This window comes from Gordonibacter urolithinfaciens, from assembly GCF_900199375.1.
In the GTDB taxonomy this organism is placed as follows: domain Bacteria; phylum Actinomycetota; class Coriobacteriia; order Coriobacteriales; family Eggerthellaceae; genus Gordonibacter; species Gordonibacter urolithinfaciens.
In genome coordinates, this window is the sequence record NZ_LT900217.1 from 498,111 (window position 1) to 519,541 (window position 21,431).

Genomic DNA, 21,431 nt, shown 5'->3' on the forward strand with positions numbered 1-21,431 from the left:
ATGCGACGAGGATCAATGATAAGAAGCTCGCTAAAAGTTTAGATACCATTCGATTCACGCCCACTCCGATCTACACCGCCGCCTATTGTTCAATTATTATCGAATTAGCAGAACGCTATCGATCATGATACCGCACACTGCCCCTTCTCAAAACCAAAAAGCTTATTCCGCAGCCGTGAGTGCGCACAAAAAACGCCGCAAGCGTAGGCGTTCGCTGATCTAGGTTTTCTGAAAAACCCGCACTATGAACACGAAGTATGAATTAGTATTGTAAGGTAGATCAAGCGAAAGCAAGCAAAACGTCGAGCTCGAAAAGGTCCAAATGAAAATTCTGCTGGTGATCCCTGCTTATAACGAGGAAAAAAGCATAGTTTCAGTAGTGGAGGACGCAAAGAAGCACGGATATGACTACATTGTTATCAACGATGGGTCGACCGATCATACGATCGACATATGCAAAGAACACGGAATCAACGTGCTCGACCTTCCAAGAAACCTCGGTATCGGAGGTGCTGTGCAGGCGGGACACAAATACGCATACCGGCATGGATACGATATCGACATCCAAATTGACGGAGATGGGCAGCATGATATTTCTTCCATTCCCGTCTTAATTAAAGAAATCGAAAACGGCGCCGATCTTGCCATCGGATCTCGTTTCTTAAAAAAAACCGACGGGTTTCAATCCACCGCTATGAGGCGCTTAGGGATAAAGTGGTTGTCGGGACTCATATACCTCCTTTACAGGAAGAAAATCACCGACCCCACATCCGGACTTAGAGCATCCGGTCGTAAAGCCCAGCGCCTATTCTGCACATCGTATCCAATGGATTATCCCGAACCGGAGTCTATTGCCGAAGCACTAAATAGCGGCCTCCTAATCGCAGAAGCCCCGGTGAACATGAGGGAGCGATCGGAGGGAAAATCATCAATAGGCACTGTTTCGAGCGTGTACTATATGATTAAAGTTTCATTGGCAATCTTGATTTCGCGCTTCAAAAAGCGCATCACCCTCTAGGAGCTGCTTACGATGACCGGTCCTGCAAGAATCCTTATGATTGCAATCTGCGTTTTATTTATCGTTTATATTATAACCTTGGTAACCAAGGGCAAGCTATTGCTGAAGTACTCCCTTCTTTGGCTCGCACTCTCGTTTTTCGTTTGCGTATTCTCCATGTTTCCCGAACCCATCTATGCCCTATCGAAGCTGCTCGGATTCGAATTGGCTTCAAATTTCATTTTCATTGCAGCCGTGTTCTTTCTCTTGGTCATAGCCTTGTCCTTGAGCGTCATTGCAAGCAAACAAGCCGCTTATACAAAAACGCTTATTCAAGAAGTGGCTTTGCTCAAAAAAGAACAATCGGAATTTGAATCCAGCTGCGACAATTCACCAACTCATGAAGAAAGGTAATATTTCACCTTTCTTCAAATAGCAGCGTCTCCAAATCGGAAATGACCTTTTTTCGGGAAAACCTTGCGTCGAAATACCTACGTGCATTTGCTCCAAACATAGCGAGCTCATTGCCGCTCGCATCCCTGAATCTCATCAGGTTGTTGGCAAGGGAATCGATATCTCCTGCTGGGCTTACATATCCACACTCTGCTTGCCGGACTGCAGTCGCACCCTCCCCGTCAAGACAAGCAATAATTGGTCTACCGGCCGCCATGCAGCTTGCCACTTTTGCGGGAATAGTAAGTTCTAAGTCCTTATTCTCGGCCAACGAAACAACCATGGCATCGGCCAGTTCGGAAAACTGTGGAATATCATGAGCCTCAACCCTCCCGTAAAAAGTGACGTGGCCGGTGAGACCCTCTTCTTTCACCAATTGCTCAAGAGACGCCCGGCTCATCCCATCGCCGACCATAAGCAAATGTAGGTCATCGAACCCATTCCTATGGGCTTTTCCTATTGCTTTTATCAGGCAGTCCAAACCCTGAGCTGGACTAAAATTACCCGCAAAAACAAGATTCGTTTTTCCGTCGAATCTCTCATGCAGTTCGCTATCCCTCTTCAGCAAAGTATAGAAATCTTCAGCATGCTGAGGAACTACATGAACAGAACGGCACTTGGAGCCAACCCTGTCGAACAATCTCTGCTGCAAAGACACGCTCATAGCGATTAAGCGATCAGCTTTTGAGTAGAGCATGTCACTGATCCTCGAAGCGATATTCTTAAGCCACTTCGACGAAATGGGCAAAACTGTATAGAGATTTTCCGGCCATATATCCAAAACGTATACAACGAGCGGCGCCTTGAACTTTTTTGATGCCCTTATAGCCGGGATAATCATAAGCACCGGGCTCGTGTTATAACAAAAAACTGAATCATACCTACCGGGTAAAGAGCTTACGCGAAAGAAGGCTCGAATAGGCCAGCTTACATAATTCAGAAAAATTCTAATTGAAGTGTTACCCTTTCGAGGTATCTCTTTCGCTCGAAACACATTTGCCTTTTCGAAAGTTTCCTCGAAGGGACCTTTTTCGGTATACCCCGGAAACCACTCCCCTTCAGGGTAATTCGGGAGACCGCAAAGAACGTCCACTTCATAGCCGTCTTCCACAAAACCGCTAACAATATCATTAATCCTAAAGTTCTCCGGATAAAAATGCTGCGTTACAACAAGGATTCTCTTTCCGGTCACGTAGCCTAGCCTTTCCGCCAAACCATCTTATCAACGATCCCTGTGTAAGACTGGATAATTTTCACAACTTTCGTGCTCACGTTGATATCTGTGTATACTGCCACATCAGAACCATAATCTCCCGACTCAGTCATACGGACCGCAACGTCTACAGCCTGAAGCACTCGATCCGTCGTTATCGACCCAAGGACAAAGTTTCCAGCGTCCAATGCCTCGGGTCGCTCTGTGGAAGTACGAATGCACACCGCCGGAAAGGGTTTGTCGCAGCTGTTAAAAAAGCTCGACTCTTCAGGGAGGGTTCCAGAATCGGACACGACGCAATACGCATTCATCTGCAAGTGATTGTAGTCGGTGAACGAGAGGGGCTTGTGCGTCCTCACGAGCGGATGAAATCGGAACGAGCGCTTGTCGATAAGCTTTTTTGATCGCGGATGCATGCTGTACAAAATGGGAATACCATAAGTCTCAGCCATGGCATTCACAGCATTCATCAACGCATTGAAATTGCACTCATTGTCAATATTCTCCTCCCTGTGAGCAGACAGAAGAATATATCCTTTGGACTTGAGTCCAAGGTGTTCAAGAACACGAGACCCTTCTATTCGATCCATGTGAGCCGATAGAACTTCAGCCATTGGAGAGCCCACGACATAAGTACGCTCTTTTACCGTTCCTTCCGCATTCAAGTATCTCCGAGCGTGCTCTGAGTAGCAAAGATTGACATCTGCAATATGATCGACTATCCGTCTGTTTGTTTCTTCAGGGAGGCATTCGTCAAAGCACCTGTTGCCAGCTTCCATGTGAAATACTGGAATATGGAGTCTTTTCGCGGCAATAGCGGAAAGACAACTATTGGTGTCGCCCAAAATCAAAAGCGCATCAGGACTCATTCGTACGAGGCACTCATAAGACTTGGCAATAACGTTTCCGATCGTCTGCCCGAGATCATCGCCAACAACATCAAGGTATTCGTCTGGCTGGCGTAGCTTCAGATCGTCAAAGAATATTTGATTGAGCTCGTAATCGTAATTTTGGCCAGTGTGTACGAAATATTGATCGAAATAGGTGTCGCATTTTTTTATTACCTCAGATAGACGAATAATTTCAGGGCGCGTTCCGACAATAGTCATAAGCTTCATGCGCGACATCGCTATACCTCCAGCGCGAACGTATCGGGGTAATCGGGATCAAAGCATTCATTGCACCACATTACCGTCACAAGATTCTGCTCATTAGACAAATTTACAATATTGTGCGTATACCCTGGAATCATGTCGACAACTTGCAGCTCATCGCCTGTAACCTCGAATTCAAGCACAGGGTATTCAGAGCCATTTTCATCTTTCCCTACTTTTCTAAGCTGCATCAGTCCATGACCCGAGACAACACAAAACTTCTCCCATTTTGTATGGTGCCAATGTTGCCCTTTAATAACTCCCGGCTTTGACACGTTAACCGAAACTTGCCCAGCATTATGAGTATGAAGCACTTCGGTAAAGCTTCCTCGCTCGTCCTCATTCATTCTAAGAGGAAGGGCAAATTTCTCTGGAGGCATATACGACATAAATGTCGTAAGCAGTTTTTTTCGAAAAAGAGCCTCGAGGGATATTCGGGATGCATAAGGATGCTCGAGAATCATTGAATTCTTTAATTAATGAAACTATTTCCCCGATGCTAACCCTATCAACCGGAGCAACCGAACAATAACCTCCCCCGATTCGATTTTCTTTACCAATTAATGCGGAAAGTAACTCCGACACCAAATCATCAATATAAAGCAGATCCAGCTCAACAGAAGGATCATTCACGGTAACCGGAAGGTCATTGGCGATGTTGTAGCAGAATGTCGCGACTGCAGAATTGTAATTGGGACGACACCATTTTCCGTACAGATTTGGTAAACGATAGATCAGAATAGGTATCTTAGTTCTCTCAGAGTATTTCAGGAACAATTCCTCACCTGCAAGTTTACTTTTTCCGTATTCGGAATTCGCATATCGCCCCTTCAGTTCAGCTTGAACCGAAGAGCTGAGCATAATGGGTGCCTTGTTTTCATATTTCTCTAATGTTTCTAAAAGCTGTTGAGCGAAGCCGAAATTTCCAGCCATATATTCTTCAGAGTTTTGCGGTCTGTTGACCCCCGCGAGATTGAATACGAAATCTGCCTCTCGGCAATAGGCGTCAAGATCCTCAAAACTGGAATCCCGATCATATTCGAATATTTCCAAAGGAAGCATGGCTTGATATAAGGAGCGCCTGTCCTTCCCATCACGAATGCACTTTAGAGACTCGACGAGATTCTTTCCAACAAAACCCCTTGAACCAGTAACCAGTACCTTCATTACCTCACCCACTCATCGAGCGCTTCCTTAACATAGGACGCAGTCTTGATTTTCTCCATAGTGCCACCAACATCCAAACGTTCGGTATTATGACTTGTATATGAATCATCGGCTTGCGTCTCAACGTCACCATTCACCACAAATTTATCATAGTTCAAATCGCGAGAATCGGCTCGGACGCGGTAGTAGCAACCCATGTCCTCGGAACGGAGCTTCTCCTCTCGCGTCATAAGCGTCTCAAAAAGTTTTTCACCATGACGAGTTCCAATGACTTTGATACCTGTGTTTCCGAACAGATTTTGAACCGCCTTCGCAAGATCCCCAATGGTAGAAGCCGGCGATTTTTGCACAAATAAATCTCCTGGTTCAGCATGAGAGAAGGCGAATTCCACAAGGTCAACCGCTTCATCAAGATTCATGAGAAAACGCGTCATATGAGGGTCGGTTACGGTAATAGCTTTACCGGATCTTATTTGATCTACAAATAAAGGAATTACACTTCCCCGCGAGCACATTACGTTTCCATATCGAGTACAGCAAATTGTAGTACGGCCGGCAGCAATGCGCGCATTAGCATATACTACCTTCTCCATCATCGCCTTCGATGTTCCCATGGCATTGATCGGGTAAGCTGCTTTATCAGTCGATAGACATACAACTTTACTGACGCCCTCACTTATGGCAGCATGTAGAACATTGTCGGTACCCAATACATTGGTTTTTACGGCCTCAATAGGAAAAAACTCGCAAGAAGGAACTTGCTTTAAAGCCGCTGCATGGAATACATAATCAACAGAATGCATGGCATCTGCAACAGAGCGCTCGTCGCGAACATCGCCAATATAAAATTGGACCTTATTAGCACTATCGGGATATTTAGACTGCAGCATATGCCGCATATCATCTTGTTTTTTTTCATCTCGACTGAAAATGCGAATTTCGCCAATATCTTCTAATAAGAAATGATTGAGAACCGTATGCCCAAATGAACCCGTTCCACCGGTGATGAGAAGCGTCTTGTCTTTAAAAGCCGAGTCCATTCTTTATCTCCTTATCGCATGACCACCTATCAGCATGCTTCCATTATCTCCCAAATAGCTCAAAAGAAGATCCCGAAGACACAATCAGCAGGGAAAACCAATCTGAAAAACTGGGTGGCAAAATTCCAGAGTCATCTGAAGCGCCCGGCTCAATTTACTAATTGGGCAATCTGAAGAAATGCTATTTTAGGGATGCTGATCACCTTCTGAATCCCCAGAAAGTCTTCTTCGGGCGTACAATGGATGTGAAAGTTGCTTCAAAAGGTTACAAACACCAGAACAAACGCAGGATAACAAAACACTCAAGAACATATTCGGACCGCTATTACGTTATGGAGCTGCTGCTATTTATGGATGTAAGCATCCTCATACCGATATACAACGTTGAAGACTACTTGGCGAAATGCTTGAGAAGCATTCCTCACAATGATTTGAAGATGGAGCTCATTTGCATCAATGATGGATCCACAGACGAATCGATCAGCGTTCTTAAAAAAGCTGCCCAAGACGATAAACGTATAATTGTCATCAATAAGCAAAACGAAGGATACGGAGCCGCTCTCAACCAGGGGATACAACAAGCCAAAGGACGCTATATAGGGATTATAGAACCAGATGATTATCTTGACGGCGACATGTTCTCTGCTCTTTTTAGCTATGCACAGGCACTCGATTTCCCTGATATTGTCAAATCTGCATACTGGAGCGTTGACGAAACCGATGACTCCAATAGAAAGCTCTGTGGATTCTACGGGCGCATTCAAGTTTCGCAACACGTCTTTCGTATCGAAGACGAACCTCTTCTTTTGCGGTATCACCCGTCTATCTGGTCTGCAATTTACAAAAAGGAATTTCTTGATGCTCAAGATATTCACTTTAAGCAGGTTCCTGGCGCTGGATGGGTCGATAATCCGTTCCTGATAGAAACCCTATGTCAAGCGGAGACTATCGCCTATACCGACAAGGCATTCTATTGTTACCGCGAAAACCGAACGGGATCCTCCACTGATATTATCGCTGATTTTCATATTCCTCTTGATCGATGGATCGAGTCGACTAAGGCTCTCAAGCGCATAGGAGTCGACAACAAGCGAATCTGGGATATTCACGCTTATCGCTGTATCTATAATCTTAATGTCGCGCGTCATGCTCGCAACTACTCCGAGAACAAAGCAGAATGGCTTATCTACGCCAAGCAGATGGTAAAGCAACTTCACCCATCAAACTTTATTCGCGCTATTCGATACCTCAAGTGAGCACAAAAATGAGTAGCAACTAGCACGAGCGCGGTAAAGGTGTTTCGCCTCGGCACACGGCAAGCGATTTTCATGGCACTACACTTTGCTCTGGCGGACACTGTAGCGTCCGCCTGTTAGCTGCCCCATTACTGTATAAATAAGCCTGATTAAGTCATATTCAAGGGGCTTGGCGGCCTCGGTTAGTCATATCGCATAGCCAGCCTTTGCCTATCATTGACATGGCCGCTGGCCGGATGTGCCGGATGACCCTTAGCCCCTGCCTCTCGCGAAGGCCCGGGGGGGGGGGGTGTTGCCACCGGGGATCGGCCGCCGCAATTCCGGCTGATAGGAACCTGCCGGGCGCCGGATGCGCCACGGCCCAGTAATGTGGTTGCCGAGATGCGGCGAACGGCGCGGCCAGCCGTACGGGAAGGGTATCACCATGGCCGAGAAGAACGCAACCCTCGCGGACAGGCACGAAGCCTATCTAGAGCTCGACGTCGGCAAGCAGTCCCATTGGGCCTACGCCGTCGACTCCGCAGGAACGGTTCTGCTGAGCAGGCGCGTCGCCAACACCGAGGCCGGCCTCGACGAGGTCATCGCCGAATGCCCGGACGACACGCTCGTGGTCGTCGACCAGCGCCGCAACATCGGCGCGCTCGCGATCAGGCGCGCCCGCGCGGCGGGGAGGCCCGTCGCCTACCTGCCCGGATCGGCCGAGAGCGAGCTTGCGAAGGGCTTTCCCGGCATAGCCAAAACCGATGCCAAGGATGCGCAGGTCATCGCCCGCGTGGCGCTCGGCATGCCGCAGACGCTGCGCCCGGTGCCGGAGGGCGATCCCGCGCTCGACGGCGCTCGGATAATGTCGGCCCAGGTCGCCCAAGTGCAGAAAGACCGGACGGCTTGCGCGAACGCGCTGCGCTCGAGGCTGCTGGAGTCCTGCCCCGCCTTCGAGCGGGCCTGCGAGATGACCGCGCCGTGGTGCGCCGGGATGCTCTCCGAGCTCGGAGGTCCGTGGAACATGCTCGACGCCGGGCGGGAGAGGTTCTGCGCCGCCTCGCACAAGCACGGGGCGAGCCGCGGGCAGCGGGACCGCCTCTGGGACGCGATCTCCGGCGAGAGGCCGCACGAGCAGGCCGTAGCCGCCGAGATGCGCTACGTCAAGCACTTCGCCGGGCGCATAGCCGCCGACAACCAAGAGGAGGCGATGCTCGAGGAGGCCATCGCCGAGTCGCTCTCGGGCAACGCCGACTTCGCCAACCTGCAGACCATACCGGGGATAGGGCCGAGGACGGCCGCGCAGCTCGTGGTGTCCGTAGACATATCCCAGTTCGACAGCCACGACAAGCTCGCCAGCTACTGCGGGCTCGCCCCGTCCACCCAGCGGTCCGGAACGTCCGTCAACTACGACAAGGGGCACCGCGGCGGCAACAAGCCGCTGAAGAACCTGCTCGTCTTCTCATGCAACTCGCTGGGCAGGTCGAAGAGCTACTACGGCGAGTACTTGAGAAGATGCCTGGGCAGGGGCATGAAGCGCAGATGCGCGCTCAAGGCCACCGCGCGAAAGAGGATGAAGGTGATATACGCCGTCATGCGAGACGGCACGCCGTACTCCGCGTAAGCGGTCCGAAGGATCCGCACGCCTTGGGGGCCGAGGCGTCGTTTCGTCATGCCCGAAACCGATCGCTCCATGGTGGAAAAACTTCCGAGCCGCCACTTGACAGAATCATAGGACCCCCCCCCAACACGCGCGCAGGCCCCCGGGCCGACATGGTCCGGGGGCCTGCAAACAAAGAAAGCATCCTCCGCGAGCGCGACGCCCTATCCTCCCACAGCCTGGCGCTGCAGTACTTTCGGCGATGGCGGGCTTAACTTCCGAGTTCGGAATGGGATCGGGTGATCCCCGCCTCCATGGTCGCGCTCGCGGGGGATGCTCCCGCGGGCAGAATCTGCCCCGCCCGGCGGCTCCGCGCCACCCTGGCGGTCGCATAGCGCAGCATCGAGTCCGATCGCGGAACGTGGACGTCCTGCCTGTTGTGAAGAAGAGCTCGGGCTATTAGTAGCGCTCGCCTGAACACGTTGCCGTGCTTGCAGCTGCGCCCTATCGACCAGGTAGTCTACCTGGGCCCTTACCAAAGAGAAGACTCATCTTGGAGACGGCTTCCCACTTAGATGCTTTCAGCGGTTATCCGTGCCGGACGTAGCTAGGCGGCGGTGCCGTTGGTCGACAACCGCTCCACCAGAGGTCCGTCCACCCCGGTCCTCTCGTACTAGGGGCAGATCTCCTCAATCTTCTTGCGCCTGCGGAGGATAGGGACCGAACTGTCTCACGACGTTCTGAACCCAGCTCGCGTACCGCTTTAAACGGCGAACAGCCGTACCCTTGGGACCGACTTCAGCCCCAGGATGCGATGAGCCGACATCGAGGTGCCAAACCTTGCCGTCGATGTGGACTCTTGGGCAAGATCAGCCTGTTATCCCCGGAGTACCTTTTATCCGTTGAGCGACGGCCATTCCACTCTGGGCCGCCGGATCACTAGAACCTGCTTTCGCACCTGCTCGGGTTGTGGCCCTCGCAGTCAAGCCCGCTTGCACTCTTGCGCTCTCGGGACGGTTGCCGACCGTCCTGAGCGGACCTTTGCGCGCCTCCGTTACATTTTGGGAGGCGACCGCCCCAGTCAAACTACCCGCCTGACACGGTCCCCGTGCCGGATCACGGCCACGGGTTAGGTCGCCGACACGACGAGGGCAGTATTCCAAGGCCGGCTCCACGGGAACTGGCGTCCCCGCTTCGAAGCCTCCTGCCTATCCTCTACGCGCCGAGCCAACGACCAATGTCAAGCTGCAGTAAAGGTTCACGGGGTCTTTCCGTCCTTCCGCAGGTAATTCGCATCTTCACGAATAATACAATTTCACCGGGTCCATGGTTGAGACAGCGCCCAAATCGTTACGCCATTCGTGCAGGTCGGAACTTACCCGACAAGGAATTTCGCTACCTTAGGACCGTTATAGTTACGGCCGCCGTTTACCGGGGCTTGGCTTCAGAGCTTCGCCTTCAAGGCTAACCCATCCGCGTAACCTTCCGGCACCGGGCAGGCGTCAGACCCTATACGTCGCCTTGCGGCTTGGCAGAGTCCTGTGTTTTTGATAAACAGTCGCTTGGGCCGTTTCGCTGCGGCCCCTCCCCGCTCCGGCCGCGAGGGCCTTCACCGGGAAGGGCGCTCCTTCTCCCGAAGTTACGGAGCCAGTATGCCGAGTTCCTTAACCATGGTTCTCCCGATCGCCTCGGTATGTTCTACCCGCCTACCTGTGTCGGTTTTGGTACGGGCGCCGACAAAGCTCCCTAGAGGTTTTTCTCGGAAGCATGGGCTCGCCGACTTCGCCTGATGGCTTCGTCTCGCGTCTCGGGGCATGTGGCTCGCTGATTTCCATGCGAGCCCCCCTACGCGCTTTCACGGGGACGTCCAGAACCCCGCCCGGCTACCCTTCTCCGTCACCCCGTCGGTCAAACGCTCGTCAGCGGTACGGGAATGTCGACCCGTTGTGCATCGGCTACGCCTTCCGGCCTCGCCTTAGCTCCCGACTGACCCTGGGAGGATTAGCCTTGCCCAGGAACCCTTAGGCTTACGGCGGAGGGGTTTCTCGCCCCTCTCTCGTTACTCATGCCAGCATTCTCACTCCCATGCGGTCCACCGAGGGTCGCCCCTCGGCTTCGCCCCCCATGGGAAGCTCCCCTACCACTGATAGATCAGTCCGCCGCTTCGGTGTCATGCTTAGCCCCGTGAATTGTCGGCGCATGTCCACTTGACCAGTGAGCTGTTACGCACTCTTTAAATGCATGGCTGCTTCTAAGCCAACATCCTGGTTGTCTAGGCAAACGCACATCCTTTGCCACTCAGCATGAACTTGGGGACCTTAGCGGGCGGTCTGGGCTGTTTCCCTCTCGAGCACACAGCTTAGCCCACATGCTCTGACTCCCGGTCTCTTAAGTCGCGGTATTCGGAGTTTGGTTCTTTTCGGTAGGCGGTGAAGCCCCCTAGAAGATCCAGTGCTCTACCTCCGCGACTGAACGACCGAGGCTAGCCCTAAAGCTATTTCGGGGAGAACGAGATATCTCCGGGTTTGATTGGCCTTTCACCCCTATCCACGGGTCATCCCCTCCGTTTTCAACCGAAGTGGGTTCGGCCCTCCACGGGGTCTTACCCCCGCTTCAGCCTGCCCATGGATAGCTCACCCGGCTTCGCGTCTGCGGCAAGCGACTCTGTCGCCATCTTAAAGGCTCGCTTTCACTGCGGCTCGGTTCCAACCTTAACCTCGCCGCTTACCGCAACTCGCTGGCTCATTCTACAAAAGGCACGCCGTCACACTGCAGGAGTGCTCCGACTGCTTGTAGGCGCACGGTTTCAGGTACTGTTTCACTCCCCTCTCGGGGTGCTTTTCACCTTTCCCTCACGGTACTGGTTCGCTATCGGTCACAGGAGAGTATTCAGCCTTGGAGGGTGGTCCCCCCGGATTCATACCGGGTTTCACGTGCCCGGCACTACTCGGGTGCCTTCCTCGGAGGCGTCGGGGTTTCGCGTACGGGGCTCTTACCCGCTGCGGCCGGCCTTTCCATGCCGTTCCGCTACCGCGACGCTTTGTAACTCCGTCCCAGGTCTGAGGCCCTGGGAGGGGAAGGTCCCACAACACCGCATGCAGCAACGCCCTCAAGCTTGCACGTGCATGGGTTTGGGCTGGTGCGCTTTCGCTCGCCGCTACTCGCGCAATCTCGGTTGATTTCTGTTCCTCCGGGTACTTAGATGTTTCAGTTCCCCGGGTTGCCTTCTCCCGCCCTATTTGATTCAGGCGGGGATGACCGGGCATGACCCCGGCCGGGTTCCCCCATTCGGAAACCTGCGGATCGAAGGGTGTTTGCCCCTCCCCGCAGACTATCGCGGCTTGCCGCGTCCTTCTTCGGCTTCCTGTGCCAAGGCATCCGCCGTGCGCCCTTGACATCTTCTTCTTACAAGGTAATTCAGGTATCCATATCGTTCTTGTTCGCGATCGTTCAGATGCGAATCATATGACTATCGCTAATCATTGATTCTCATTTATATCGATGCTTTCGCTATGCAACTGTCAAGGTGCGCGGGCGCCCTCGGGCGCCTCGAGGGCGGGAGCCCTCGAAACCGGGTATTGCGAGCGACGACCGAAAGGGCCCTTGAATCAATAGGTGATGATATCTTCTTCCAGGCCATGGGAGCGGTGCTCGACCATGTCCGGACACTTGCGTGTCTCCCTAGAAAGGAGGTGATCCAGCCGCACCTTCCGGTACGGCTACCTTGTTACGACTTCACCCCCCTTACCCTCCACACCTTCGACGCCTCCGCCCCTTGCGGGTTCGGCCGGCGGCTTCGGGTGCAGACGACTCGGGTGGTGTGACGGGCGGTGTGTACAAGGCCCGGGAACGTATTCACCGCGGCATGCTGATCCGCGATTACTAGCAACTCCGACTTCACGGAGGCGGGTTGCAGCCTCCGATCCGAACTGGGGCCGGCTTTGAGGGATTCGCTTCCTGTCGCCAGGTCGCGGCCCGTTGTACCGGCCATTGTAGCACGTGTGCAGCCCAGGGCATAAAGGGCATGATGACTTGACGTCGTCCCCACCTTCCTCCGGCTTGACGCCGGCAGTCCCATATGAGTCCCCAACTGAATGCTGGCAACATATGGCAGGGGTTGCGCTCGTTGCGGGACTTAACCCAACATCTCACGACACGAGCTGACGACAGCCATGCACCACCTGCGCTGGCTCCTCTCGGCCACCGGGTTTCCCCGGCTTCACCAGCATGTCAAGCCCTGGTAAGGTTCTTCGCGTTGCTTCGAATTAAGCCACATGCTCCGCTGCTTGTGCGGGCCCCCGTCAATTCCTTTGAGTTTTAGCCTTGCGGCCGTACTCCCCAGGCGGGGCGCTTAATGCGTTGGCTGCGGCACGGAGGGATGATCCCCCCACACCTAGCGCCCATCGTTTACGGCTGGGACTACCAGGGTATCTAATCCTGTTCGCTCCCCCAGCTTTCGCGCCTCAGCGTCAGTCGCGGCCCAGAAGACTGCCTTCGCCATCGGTGTTCTTCCCGATATCTGCGCATTCCACCGCTACACCGGGAATTCCATCTTCCTCTACCAGACTCGAGGCTTCCAGTTCGGAACCCGGCCGGGGGTTGAGCCCTCGGGTTAGAGGTTCCGCTTAGAAGCCCGCCTACGCGCGCTTTACGCCCAATGAATCCGGATAACGCTCGCCCCCTACGTATTACCGCGGCTGCTGGCACGTAGTTAGCCGGGGCTTCTTCTGCAGGTACCGTCAACTTCTTCCCTGCTGAAAGCGGTTTACAACCCGAAGGCCTTCGTCCCGCACGCGGCGTTGCTGCGTCAGGGTTCCCCCCATTGCGCAAAATTCCCCACTGCTGCCTCCCGTAGGAGTCTGGGCCGTATCTCAGTCCCAATGTGGCCGGTCGGTCTCTCAACCCGGCTACCCATCGCAGGCACGGTGGGCCGTTGCCCCGCCGTCTACCTAATGGGCCGCGACCCCATCCCCCTCCGTCGGGGCTTTCCCGCCCCTCCCATGCGGGAGGGGCGGAGTATCCGGTATTAGCGCGGGTTTCCTCGCGTTATCCCGGGGAGGGGGGCAGGTTGGTCACGTGTTACTCACCCGTTCGCCACTCTATTCGCGCCCGAAGGCGCCTTAATCGTTCGACTTGCATGTGTTAGGCACGCCGCCAGCGTTCATCCTGAGCCAGGATCAAACTCTCCGTTTGAAGAGAGCGGCATCGCTGCCGCATCTGTTCGATCTTGGTTTTCGCCGGCTCCCCCGGCCCTTCGGTGGGCTGGGCTCGCCTGGCGGGCATCTCTCGATTCGATTCATCTCGCAATATCCGGTTTTCAAGGTTCCCGCCTCCCCTTCCGGGGGGCCTCGCCGCCTCCCTTCCGGGCGAGCGGCGCAAGGAGATACTTTACCTTCCCGTTGCCATCCTGTCAAGGACTTTTTTCAAGAACTTTCGTTCCGAGCCCGTCCGGGAGGCCCCGGGGCCGCGCCCTCCTCGAAAACGCAGCCCGAATATAATACGCTCCCCGCCGCGGCCTGGCAAGGGGGTATTTCGGAAAATCTTCGGGACGGGGCGCCGGGAGGGCGTTTGCGCAGGCGGGAGGCGGGGGAAATTATTCTCGCCACCTCTTTTCGCTAGGACGCGGGCTCGGGCAGGCGGAAGCTCGGGCGGGGGCGGAGCGGGTTTCAGGGGAGGACGAGGCCGCATGAGGCTATGCGGCGGGGCCGGCCTCGGCGCGCTGCCGCGATGTGCCGCGGGGGGGGGGCGGGGGTGCTCCCGGACGGAAGTGGAAAGGGTGTCCGGGAAGAACGAAAGCGACGGGGAGGGCTTCGCCTTCGATAATGCAACGGCGGGACTACTTCAAAAGGGTGCGGGAGATAAGGCCCAACGGATTCACCTATACTAGTAAGGGCAACAAAGAGCGCTGACAGGGAAAAGCAGGGCGGGCAAGGGCGCTCCCCGCAGGGAGCACAGGCGGGATAGGAGACGACATGGAGGCACCCGGACAACTTGGCGACGAGCTGGCAGAGCGGGGGCAGGCTCGCAACGCTGCCTTTGAAGGCCCTCGCCCCGTCACGATTTCCCTGCCCCCACAGGCCGCCTTCGCCCTCGCCGCGCTCGAGGAAGCCGGCTTCGAGGCATGGTGCGTGGGCGGTTTCGTGCGCGATGCGCTGCTCGGGCGGGCGTGCGCCGACGTCGACGTGGCCACCGACGCGCCCTGGCAGGAGGTGCAGCGCGTGTTCGAGGCGGCCGGCTGCCGCACGCACGAGACGGGCACGGCGCACGGCACGCTCACCGTGGTAGTGGATCAAGAGGCGCTGGAGATCACGACCTACCGGGACGACGGCGCCTACGCGGACGCGCGGCACCCCGAGGCCGTCTCCTTCGTCCGCACCATCGAGGAGGACCTGGCCCGCCGCGACTTCACCATGAATACGCTGGCCTACCATCCAAAACGCGGTATCCTCGATCCGTACGGCGGCGTGGCGGACCTGGAGGCCCGCACGATACGCGCCGTGGGCGACCCCGCCCGCCGCTTCTCCGAGGACGCGCTGCGCATCCTGCGGGCATGCCGGTTCGCCTCGCAGCTGGGGTTCTCCATCGAGCCTGCCACCTACGCCGGCATGATGGCGAACAAGGGCCAGCTTCTGCGCATATCGGCCGAGCGGGTGACGCACGAGCTGGAATGCCTGCTCTTGGGCGCGCACGTGCACGACGCCCTCATGGGCACGATGGACGTGCTGGCCGCGGTGCTGCCCGAGCTGGTAGCATGCAAGGGTTTCGAGCAGCGCACACCCTACCACGTATACGACGTGCTCGAGCACACGGCATTCGTCGTGCAAAGAACCCCGCCCTCCCCCCTCGTGCGCTGGGCCGCGCTCTTCCACGATACAGGGAAGCCGGCGGCGTTCTTCCAAGATACGGACGGCACGGGGCACTTCTACGGCCATGCGAAGATCAGCGTGGAGCTGGCGCGGGCGGCCATGGGCCGGCTCGCCCTCTCGCCGGCCTTCGTGGGGCGCGTGCTGACGCTGGTGAAGTACCACGACGACGTGATAGAGCCCACGCCGAAGGCCGTGAAGCGGGCCCTCGCCCGCCTGGGCGGCGACGTGGAACTGTTCCGCGCGCTCTGCGACCTGAAGCGAGGCGACGCGCTCGCCCAGGCACCGCGATGCGCGGGGCGCGTGGAGCTGGCCGACGAGCTCGAAGAGGTGCTGGACGGGATACTGGAGGCGAACGAGGCCTTCACGTTGAGGAAGCTCGCCGTGGACGGCCGCGACGTGATGGCGGCCGGCGTGCGGCAGGGGCCGGCCGTGGGCGCCGTGCTCGCGGCAGCGCTCGACGCCGTGATCGACGAGCGCGTGCCGAACGAGCGCGCGGCGTTGCTGGCCTTCGCGGCTACCTGGCTGGACGGGCAGCAGGGCGCGCAAGACGGACGGGATGCGGCGGGCGCGAAGGGGGGCAGATGCGCCGCAGGTGCAGAACGGGCCGCCGCCGAAGAGGCGCCGCCCGAGCCGAAGGCGCGGTAAGCAGCAGGACGCGGAAGGCGCCAAGGTTGCCGGGGCCGTCGGCGGCGCGGCCGACGTGGCGAACGCCTAACGGTTGGCCCACCCGCCCGCAACGGCGCCGTCGGATGGCATCGAGAACACAGTGAGCGCTCTTATACTGGCGGGATACCGAGACCCCGACAGGAAGCGAGGCGCCATGGCAACGATGACACAGGAGCGCACCGAACGCGAGACGAGCCGGCAGGCGCAGCCGGAGGACGCGCCCCAGACCCAGGGCGATGCGCCCACCCCCATGAGCATCACCATCGTGGAGAACGGCCCGTACGTGGTCAACGGCTCAGCGCCGCTGCTGGAGGAGGCCATCACGCCGGTGGGCGGCCATCGCGAGTACCGCGTGCGCCGCACGTTCCCCGCCACGCAAACCTACGCGCTCTGCCGCTGCGGGCGCACGAAGACGCCGCCGTTCTGCGACGGCTCGCACGTCACGGCCGGCTTCGACGGCACCGAGACGGCCAGCCGCGAATCCTTCGAGGAACGCGCCGACGTCTATCCCGGCCCGGGCGCATACCTGCTCGACGACAACCGCTGCGCCTTCGCGCGCTTCTGCCACCGCGAGGACGGCGACGTGTGGACGCTCACCGAGCTCTCGGGCGACGAGCGCCTGAAGGAAGAGGCGATAAAGGCCTCGTCGGACTGCCCAGCCGGACGGCTCGTGCACTACGACACGGCCGACGGCACCCCCTACGAGCCCGTGCTGGATCCTGCGATCTCGCTTCTGGAGGACCCCGAGGAGGGCGTGAGCGGCCCGTTGTACGTACGCGGGGGAATCCCCCTGATCAGCGCTGACGGCAGCACCTACGAGCTGCGCAACCGCTATGCGCTCTGCCGCTGCGGGGCGTCGCGCAACAAGCCGTTCTGCGACGCCATGCACGTGAGCATTGGGTTCTCGGACGGCTTGGACTGACGGAGCGCCGTGCGGATGCGCAGAGCATCCGCACGCGCTTACGGCAGCCCGGGACGAGTGCGCCTACAGGCCCGCTGGCGGGCAAGTTCGAAATTTTCAAAAAAAAGTGGGCTTGGGGCCTTGACGAAGTCCATGGCTCCCCGTAATATATGCACTCGCGCTTGCGACTGTTGCAACAAGCAACGGAAGCACATCGGTTAGCCGATGGGGTGTCGTCTAATGGCAGGACAGCGGTTTCTGGTACCGTATGTGAGGGTTCGACTCCTTCCACCCCAGCCATTTTTGCGGTATACTGCACAGCGCACTATGTGGCTCCGTCGTCTAGCGGTTTAGGACGCCGCCCTCTCAAGGCGGAGGTCGCCGGTTCGAATCCGGTCGGAGCTACCAAGCAACTTGCAGGCCGGGGCATCAGCCCCGGCCTTTTTGCTATTTCGCCCCGAGGAATGGAGGCCGCATGGATCGAGCGAACACGGAAACGACAGCCGCTTCGAACCCCGCCGCGCCGGGCGCAGCCGACGCCTGCCTGGCGGCGCCCTTCGGCATGCCGGTGGAGTTGCTGCCGAGCCTGTACCTGGTGCGCGTGCTGCTGCCGCATAACCCCCTGCGCGCGCTCAACTCCTACCTGATCCTGTCGAAAGACCGCACGACCATCGTCGACGTGGGCTTCAACCACCCCGCCTGCGAGGAGGCGCTCGACCAGGCGCTCGCCGCCCTGGGGCGCACCTGGGACAGCGTGGAGATCGTGCTGACGCATTCGCATCCCGACCACACGGGAAACCTCGACCGCATCTACCGCGACGGCATGCCCGTTTTCGCGAACCTCCACTCGTTCCAGGAGGTGGAGAACCTTCAGGACATGGAGGCGCGCGTGTTCGGCCCCCTGCTGCTGAAGGCGGCCACGCCGCATCAGAGCGGCCTGGGGTTCGAGAGAGGGAAGCCTGCGCTCCACGTGTCAGCGGAGCTGCTGCCCCTGAAAAGCCAGCCGGCCGTGACGTTCCTGCAGGAGGGCGACGTGCTCCGTGCGGGGCCCTATGCGTTCGAGGTGCTGGAGACGCCCGGGCACGACCCGTGGCACCTCTGCCTTTACGAGCCGTCGCGCAGGATACTGTTGGCAGGCGACCACGTGCTCGAGCGCATCACGCCCTCGATAGCCTCGTGGTTCCCGGCCTACAACGCCCTTGAGGAGTTCCTGGCGAGCCTGGGAAAGGTGAGCAACCTGGACGTCGAGCAGGTGCTGCCGGGCCATGGCGCGATGTTCGGCGACCTGCGCGGGCGGGCCCTGTACCTCATAGGGCACCACGAGGAGCGCCTTCAGGAGATATACGACCTGGTAGCCGAGGGGCACGAGGACGTCGTGTCCATCTCGTCGCACGCGAGGTGGCGCTACGACAACTGGCGCTCCTGGCCGCTCGACCAGAAGTTCTTCTCGATGGGAGAGACGATGGCGCACTTGGTGTACCTGGTTTGCGAAGGCAAGCTGAAGCAGACGATCTGCGGCGACGAGTACCGCTTCGAGCTGCCGTAGCCGACGGGGCACGAGACGGCATACGGCACTGCGAGACAAGGAGCATCCCATGCACATCGACCTGATCATCGAAAGCGAGAACGTGTTCACCGGGACAGACGCCGCGACGAAGCCCGCCGCCGTCGCCACCTCAGGCGACCGCATTGTGGCCGTGGGCCCGCGCGCGGACGTGCACGCCTTCGCCCGCACGCGCAACGAGGGCCCCGCGCCCGAGGTGCGCGACTTCGGCGACGCGCTCGTGGTTCCCGGCTTCCACGACTCCCACCTGCACTTCTTTCACTCGGCCGTATACGCCTCCCCGCTGGCAACCATGTTCCTCGGCGAGAACGAGGCAGACTGCGTCGAGCGCATGCGGGCATTCGCCGAACAGCGCCCGAGCGGCTGGCTGCTGGCGCAGGGGTGGCGCGAGTACCGCTGGGACCCGCCCGTGCTGCCCTCGAAGCGCTCGCTCGACGAGGCCTTCCCCACCCGTCCCGTGGCGCTGTACTCGGGCGACGCCCACACGCTGTGGCTCAACTCCACGGCGCTGTCCGAGCTGGGGCTCACGCGCGACAGCGTCCCTCCCGCGGGTGGAACGTACGACCGCGACGAGGCGGGCGAGCTGACCGGCATCGTGCGCGAGGCGGCCGCCATGGAGCTGATGCCGCAGATCATGGGATCGTTCACCGACGACGAGGTGGCAAGCGCGTACCGCGGGTTCTTCGCGCGCCTGGCCGAGAACGGGGTGACGAGCGTGTGCGACATGTCGCTCATGGCGCATCCGGGACTCGACTTCATCCGCGACGACGTGCACGCCGCTCTGCTCGAGCGCGGCGAGCTGACCGCGCGCGTGCACCTCTTCCCCACGCTCACGGGCGACATGGGCCGCTTCGAGACGATGCGCGCGCGGTACACGGGGCCGTGCCTGCAAGCGCCCGGCTTCAAGCAGTTCTTCGACGGCGTGTCGAGCCAGCACACGGCCTGGGTGACCGAGCCCTACGCGAACGCGCTCGTCGAAGGCGACTGCGGCCGCCCCACGGTGGACGCCGCCGTCATGCGCTCCTACGTGCTCGCCGCCGCCGAGCAAGGCTATCCCGTGCGCATCCACACGATCGGCGACGCGGCCATCCACGCCGCGCTCGACATCTTCGAGGAGGCGCGCGCGAAGTTCGGCCCGCTGCCCGAGGGACGTCGCAACTGCCTCGAGCACCTCGAGAACTTCCTGCCCGAAGACCTCGACCGTTTGGCGGAATTGCAGGTGGTGGCCGCCGTGCAGCCGCCGCACATGACGCTCGACCCGGGCGGCCCCGAGCGCGACCTCGGCCCCGAGCGCGCCCGCTACATGTGGCCGCTGCGCACGCTGCTCGACCGCTCCACGGTGCTCGCGTTCGGAACGGACTCGCCCGTGGTGGACGTGAACTCGATAGACGTGCTGTACAGCGCGGTGAGCCGCCAAGATCCCGGCACGCACGAGCCCGCAGGCGGATGGCTGCCCGGCGAACGCATCGGCATGGCGGAGGCCCTGCGCGCCTACACGCAGGGCAGCGCCGCGGCGGCGGGCCGCCGACGCGAGCTGGGAACGCTCGAGGTGGGCAAGCTGGCCGACATCGCCGTGCTCGACCGCAACCTGCTGACCTGCGAGATCGAGGACATCCAGAAAACGAAGGTGCTGGCCACCTTCATGGGCGGCCGCTGCGTGTTCGGGAATGAGACACGGGGACGGGGATAACGTCTCATTCCACCGAACGTTGAAGGGAAACACCTGCCGATCTGTGGAATGAGACGTTATCCCCGTCCCCGTGTCTCATTCCACATGTGATCGAGCGGGCCGCTGCCCCGTCCCAGGTCGAGGCCCGCGGCGAGGGCGCCGTGGACGTAGTCCTTCGCGGCGCGCACTGCTTCCTCCATCGGAAGGCCCTTCGCGAGGCCGCAGGCGATGGCCGATGAGAGCGTGCAGCCTGTGCCGTGGGTGTTCTTCGTGTCGATGCGCGCGGCGCGCAGCCAGCAGGCCGGCGCATCCGCGCTCGCCACCAGCACGTCGTCGGCGCGCTCGACGCCATGCCCGCCCTTCACGAGCGCGGCGCCCCGCACCCGTCCGGCCAGCTCGCGAGCCGCACGCTCCATGGACGCGTCGTCGTTCACGGAAAACCCGCACAGCACCTCCGCCTCCGGCATGTTCGGCGTGACCACGTCCGCGAGGGGCAGCAGGCGCGCCTTCAGCGCCTCGACGGCGTCCTCGCTGATGAGCCGCGCGCCGCTCGTGGCCACCATGACGGGATCGACCACGATGTTGGTCGCCCCGTGGCGCTCGAGCGCGTCGGCGACGGCCTCGATGATGGCGGCCGACGACACCATGCCCACCTTCACGGCGGCGGGGCGGATGTCCTCGAACACGGCGTCGATCTGCTGGGTCACGAAGGCCGGGTCGACGTCGAGCACGCCGGTCACGCCGAGGGTGTTCTGCGCCGTGAGGGCCGTGAGGGCCGTTTCGGCGAACAGGCGATGCGCGGCGATGGTCTTGATGTCGGCCTGGATCCCTGCGCCCCCGCTGGAATCCGACCCCGCGATGCTGAGCACTGCTTCCATACGCACGTCCTTTCCTCGAGCGACGGCG

At 58.6% G+C, this 21,431-nt stretch carries 14 protein-coding genes, 2 tRNA genes and 3 rRNA genes; 10 read left to right on the forward strand and 9 right to left on the reverse strand.

The genetic code is table 11. The features are described from left to right. The first annotated feature begins 322 nt into the window (after window positions 1-322). Together BN3560_RS02180 and BN3560_RS02185 are read left to right on the forward strand one after the other, a co-directional pair. On the forward strand, window positions 323-1,018 hold the full coding sequence (locus BN3560_RS02180) for a glycosyltransferase family 2 protein (protein WP_096226866.1): 696 nt from the start codon (window positions 323-325) through the stop codon (window positions 1,016-1,018). Between the two features lie 12 nt (window positions 1,019-1,030). Continuing rightward, window positions 1,031-1,411, forward strand: a complete 381-nt coding sequence (locus tag BN3560_RS02185) for a DUF2304 domain-containing protein (RefSeq protein WP_096226867.1) — start codon at window positions 1,031-1,033, stop codon at window positions 1,409-1,411. A gap of 4 nt (window positions 1,412-1,415) precedes the next feature. Here BN3560_RS02185 and BN3560_RS02190 read toward each other — a convergent pair whose 3' ends face one another. The 5 genes from BN3560_RS02190 to BN3560_RS02205 are packed head-to-tail and all read right to left on the reverse strand — an operon-like array spanning window position 1,416 to window position 6,024. Then, entirely contained in the window at window positions 1,416-2,642 is a 1,227-nt protein-coding gene (locus BN3560_RS02190) for a glycosyltransferase family 4 protein (protein ID WP_096226868.1), read from the reverse strand. Between the two features lie 5 nt (window positions 2,643-2,647). Beyond that, complete coding sequence (locus BN3560_RS02195; RefSeq protein WP_096226869.1) at window positions 2,648-3,790, reverse strand: UDP-N-acetyl glucosamine 2-epimerase; 1,143 nt, start codon at window positions 3,788-3,790, stop codon at window positions 2,648-2,650. A 2-nt stretch (window positions 3,791-3,792) separates the two neighbouring features. Continuing rightward, the gene (locus BN3560_RS14850; RefSeq protein ID WP_462675150.1) at window positions 3,793-4,281 is read right to left on the reverse strand and encodes a polysaccharide biosynthesis C-terminal domain-containing protein; all 489 of its coding nucleotides are present in this window, start codon (window positions 4,279-4,281) and stop codon (window positions 3,793-3,795) included. Continuing rightward, window positions 4,166-4,996, reverse strand: coding sequence for an NAD-dependent epimerase/dehydratase family protein (locus BN3560_RS02200; protein ID WP_269456906.1), 831 nt, complete (start codon window positions 4,994-4,996; stop codon window positions 4,166-4,168). Before BN3560_RS02200 ends, BN3560_RS14850 begins: the two co-directional genes overlap by 116 nt. Continuing rightward, entirely contained in the window at window positions 4,984-6,024 is a 1,041-nt protein-coding gene (locus tag BN3560_RS02205; RefSeq protein ID WP_096226870.1) for a polysaccharide biosynthesis protein, read from the reverse strand. Before BN3560_RS02205 ends, BN3560_RS02200 begins: the two co-directional genes overlap by 13 nt. Window positions 6,025-6,374: 350 nt before the next feature. Between BN3560_RS02205 and BN3560_RS02210 the strand changes: the two genes are divergently transcribed. Further along, window positions 6,375-7,280 (forward strand): glycosyltransferase family 2 protein, encoded by a 906-nt coding sequence (locus BN3560_RS02210; RefSeq protein ID WP_161959479.1) that lies wholly within the window; start codon window positions 6,375-6,377, stop codon window positions 7,278-7,280. 424 nt (window positions 7,281-7,704) lie between these two features. After that, entirely contained in the window at window positions 7,705-8,883 is a 1,179-nt protein-coding gene (locus BN3560_RS02215) for an IS110 family RNA-guided transposase (protein WP_096226872.1), read from the forward strand. Between the two features lie 187 nt (window positions 8,884-9,070). On the opposite strand, the gene rrf is transcribed toward BN3560_RS02215, so the two are convergent. From rrf to BN3560_RS02230, 3 genes are all read right to left on the reverse strand, one after another. Continuing rightward, window positions 9,071-9,185, reverse strand: a 5S ribosomal RNA gene (rrf, locus tag BN3560_RS02220). A 113-nt stretch (window positions 9,186-9,298) separates the two neighbouring features. Next, a 23S ribosomal RNA gene (locus BN3560_RS02225) occupies window positions 9,299-12,264 on the reverse strand. A 280-nt stretch (window positions 12,265-12,544) separates the two neighbouring features. Then, a 16S ribosomal RNA gene (locus tag BN3560_RS02230) occupies window positions 12,545-14,052 on the reverse strand. Together the 16S, 23S and 5S rRNA genes form the textbook arrangement of a ribosomal RNA operon. 779 nt (window positions 14,053-14,831) lie before the next feature. Between BN3560_RS02230 and BN3560_RS02235 the strand changes: the two genes are divergently transcribed. The 6 genes from BN3560_RS02235 (at window position 14,832) to BN3560_RS02260 (ending at window position 20,546) form a co-directional block, all read left to right on the forward strand. Then, on the forward strand, window positions 14,832-16,370 hold the full coding sequence (locus BN3560_RS02235) for a CCA tRNA nucleotidyltransferase (protein WP_096226873.1): 1,539 nt from the start codon (window positions 14,832-14,834) through the stop codon (window positions 16,368-16,370). A gap of 175 nt (window positions 16,371-16,545) precedes the next feature. After that, complete coding sequence (locus tag BN3560_RS02240; RefSeq protein WP_197702164.1) at window positions 16,546-17,313, forward strand: CDGSH iron-sulfur domain-containing protein; 768 nt, start codon at window positions 16,546-16,548, stop codon at window positions 17,311-17,313. A 205-nt stretch (window positions 17,314-17,518) separates the two neighbouring features. Then, window positions 17,519-17,592, forward strand: a tRNA-Gln gene (locus BN3560_RS02245). Window positions 17,593-17,623: 31 nt separating this feature from the next. Continuing rightward, window positions 17,624-17,700, forward strand: a tRNA-Glu gene (locus BN3560_RS02250). A 67-nt stretch (window positions 17,701-17,767) separates the two neighbouring features. After that, window positions 17,768-18,838, forward strand: a complete 1,071-nt coding sequence (locus BN3560_RS02255; RefSeq protein WP_227114985.1) for an MBL fold metallo-hydrolase — start codon at window positions 17,768-17,770, stop codon at window positions 18,836-18,838. 49 nt (window positions 18,839-18,887) lie between these two features. Next, the gene (locus BN3560_RS02260; RefSeq protein ID WP_096226874.1) at window positions 18,888-20,546 is read left to right on the forward strand and encodes an amidohydrolase; all 1,659 of its coding nucleotides are present in this window, start codon (window positions 18,888-18,890) and stop codon (window positions 20,544-20,546) included. A gap of 56 nt (window positions 20,547-20,602) precedes the next feature. On the opposite strand, the gene thiD is transcribed toward BN3560_RS02260, so the two are convergent. Then, complete coding sequence (gene thiD / locus BN3560_RS02265; protein ID WP_096226875.1) at window positions 20,603-21,403, reverse strand: bifunctional hydroxymethylpyrimidine kinase/phosphomethylpyrimidine kinase; 801 nt, start codon at window positions 21,401-21,403, stop codon at window positions 20,603-20,605. Window positions 21,404-21,431 lie beyond the last annotated feature (28 nt).

Coding starts and splice junctions, on each gene's coding strand:
- BN3560_RS02240 (WP_197702164.1), top strand. CDS start 16,546: ATGGCAACGATGACACAGGAGCGCACCGAACGCGAGACGAGCCGGCAG.
- BN3560_RS02260 (WP_096226874.1), top strand. CDS start 18,888: ATGCACATCGACCTGATCATCGAAAGCGAGAACGTGTTCACCGGGACA.
- BN3560_RS02180 (WP_096226866.1), top strand. CDS start 323: ATGAAAATTCTGCTGGTGATCCCTGCTTATAACGAGGAAAAAAGCATA.
- BN3560_RS02235 (WP_096226873.1), top strand. CDS start 14,832: ATGGAGGCACCCGGACAACTTGGCGACGAGCTGGCAGAGCGGGGGCAG.
- BN3560_RS02185 (WP_096226867.1), top strand. CDS start 1,031: ATGACCGGTCCTGCAAGAATCCTTATGATTGCAATCTGCGTTTTATTT.
- BN3560_RS02210 (WP_161959479.1), top strand. CDS start 6,375: ATGGATGTAAGCATCCTCATACCGATATACAACGTTGAAGACTACTTG.
- thiD (WP_096226875.1), bottom strand. CDS start 21,403: ATGGAAGCAGTGCTCAGCATCGCGGGGTCGGATTCCAGCGGGGGCGCA.
- BN3560_RS02215 (WP_096226872.1), top strand. CDS start 7,705: ATGGCCGAGAAGAACGCAACCCTCGCGGACAGGCACGAAGCCTATCTA.
- BN3560_RS14850 (WP_462675150.1), bottom strand. CDS start 4,281: ATGATTCTCGAGCATCCTTATGCATCCCGAATATCCCTCGAGGCTCTT.
- BN3560_RS02205 (WP_096226870.1), bottom strand. CDS start 6,024: ATGGACTCGGCTTTTAAAGACAAGACGCTTCTCATCACCGGTGGAACG.
- BN3560_RS02255 (WP_227114985.1), top strand. CDS start 17,768: ATGGATCGAGCGAACACGGAAACGACAGCCGCTTCGAACCCCGCCGCG.
- BN3560_RS02195 (WP_096226869.1), bottom strand. CDS start 3,790: ATGTCGCGCATGAAGCTTATGACTATTGTCGGAACGCGCCCTGAAATT.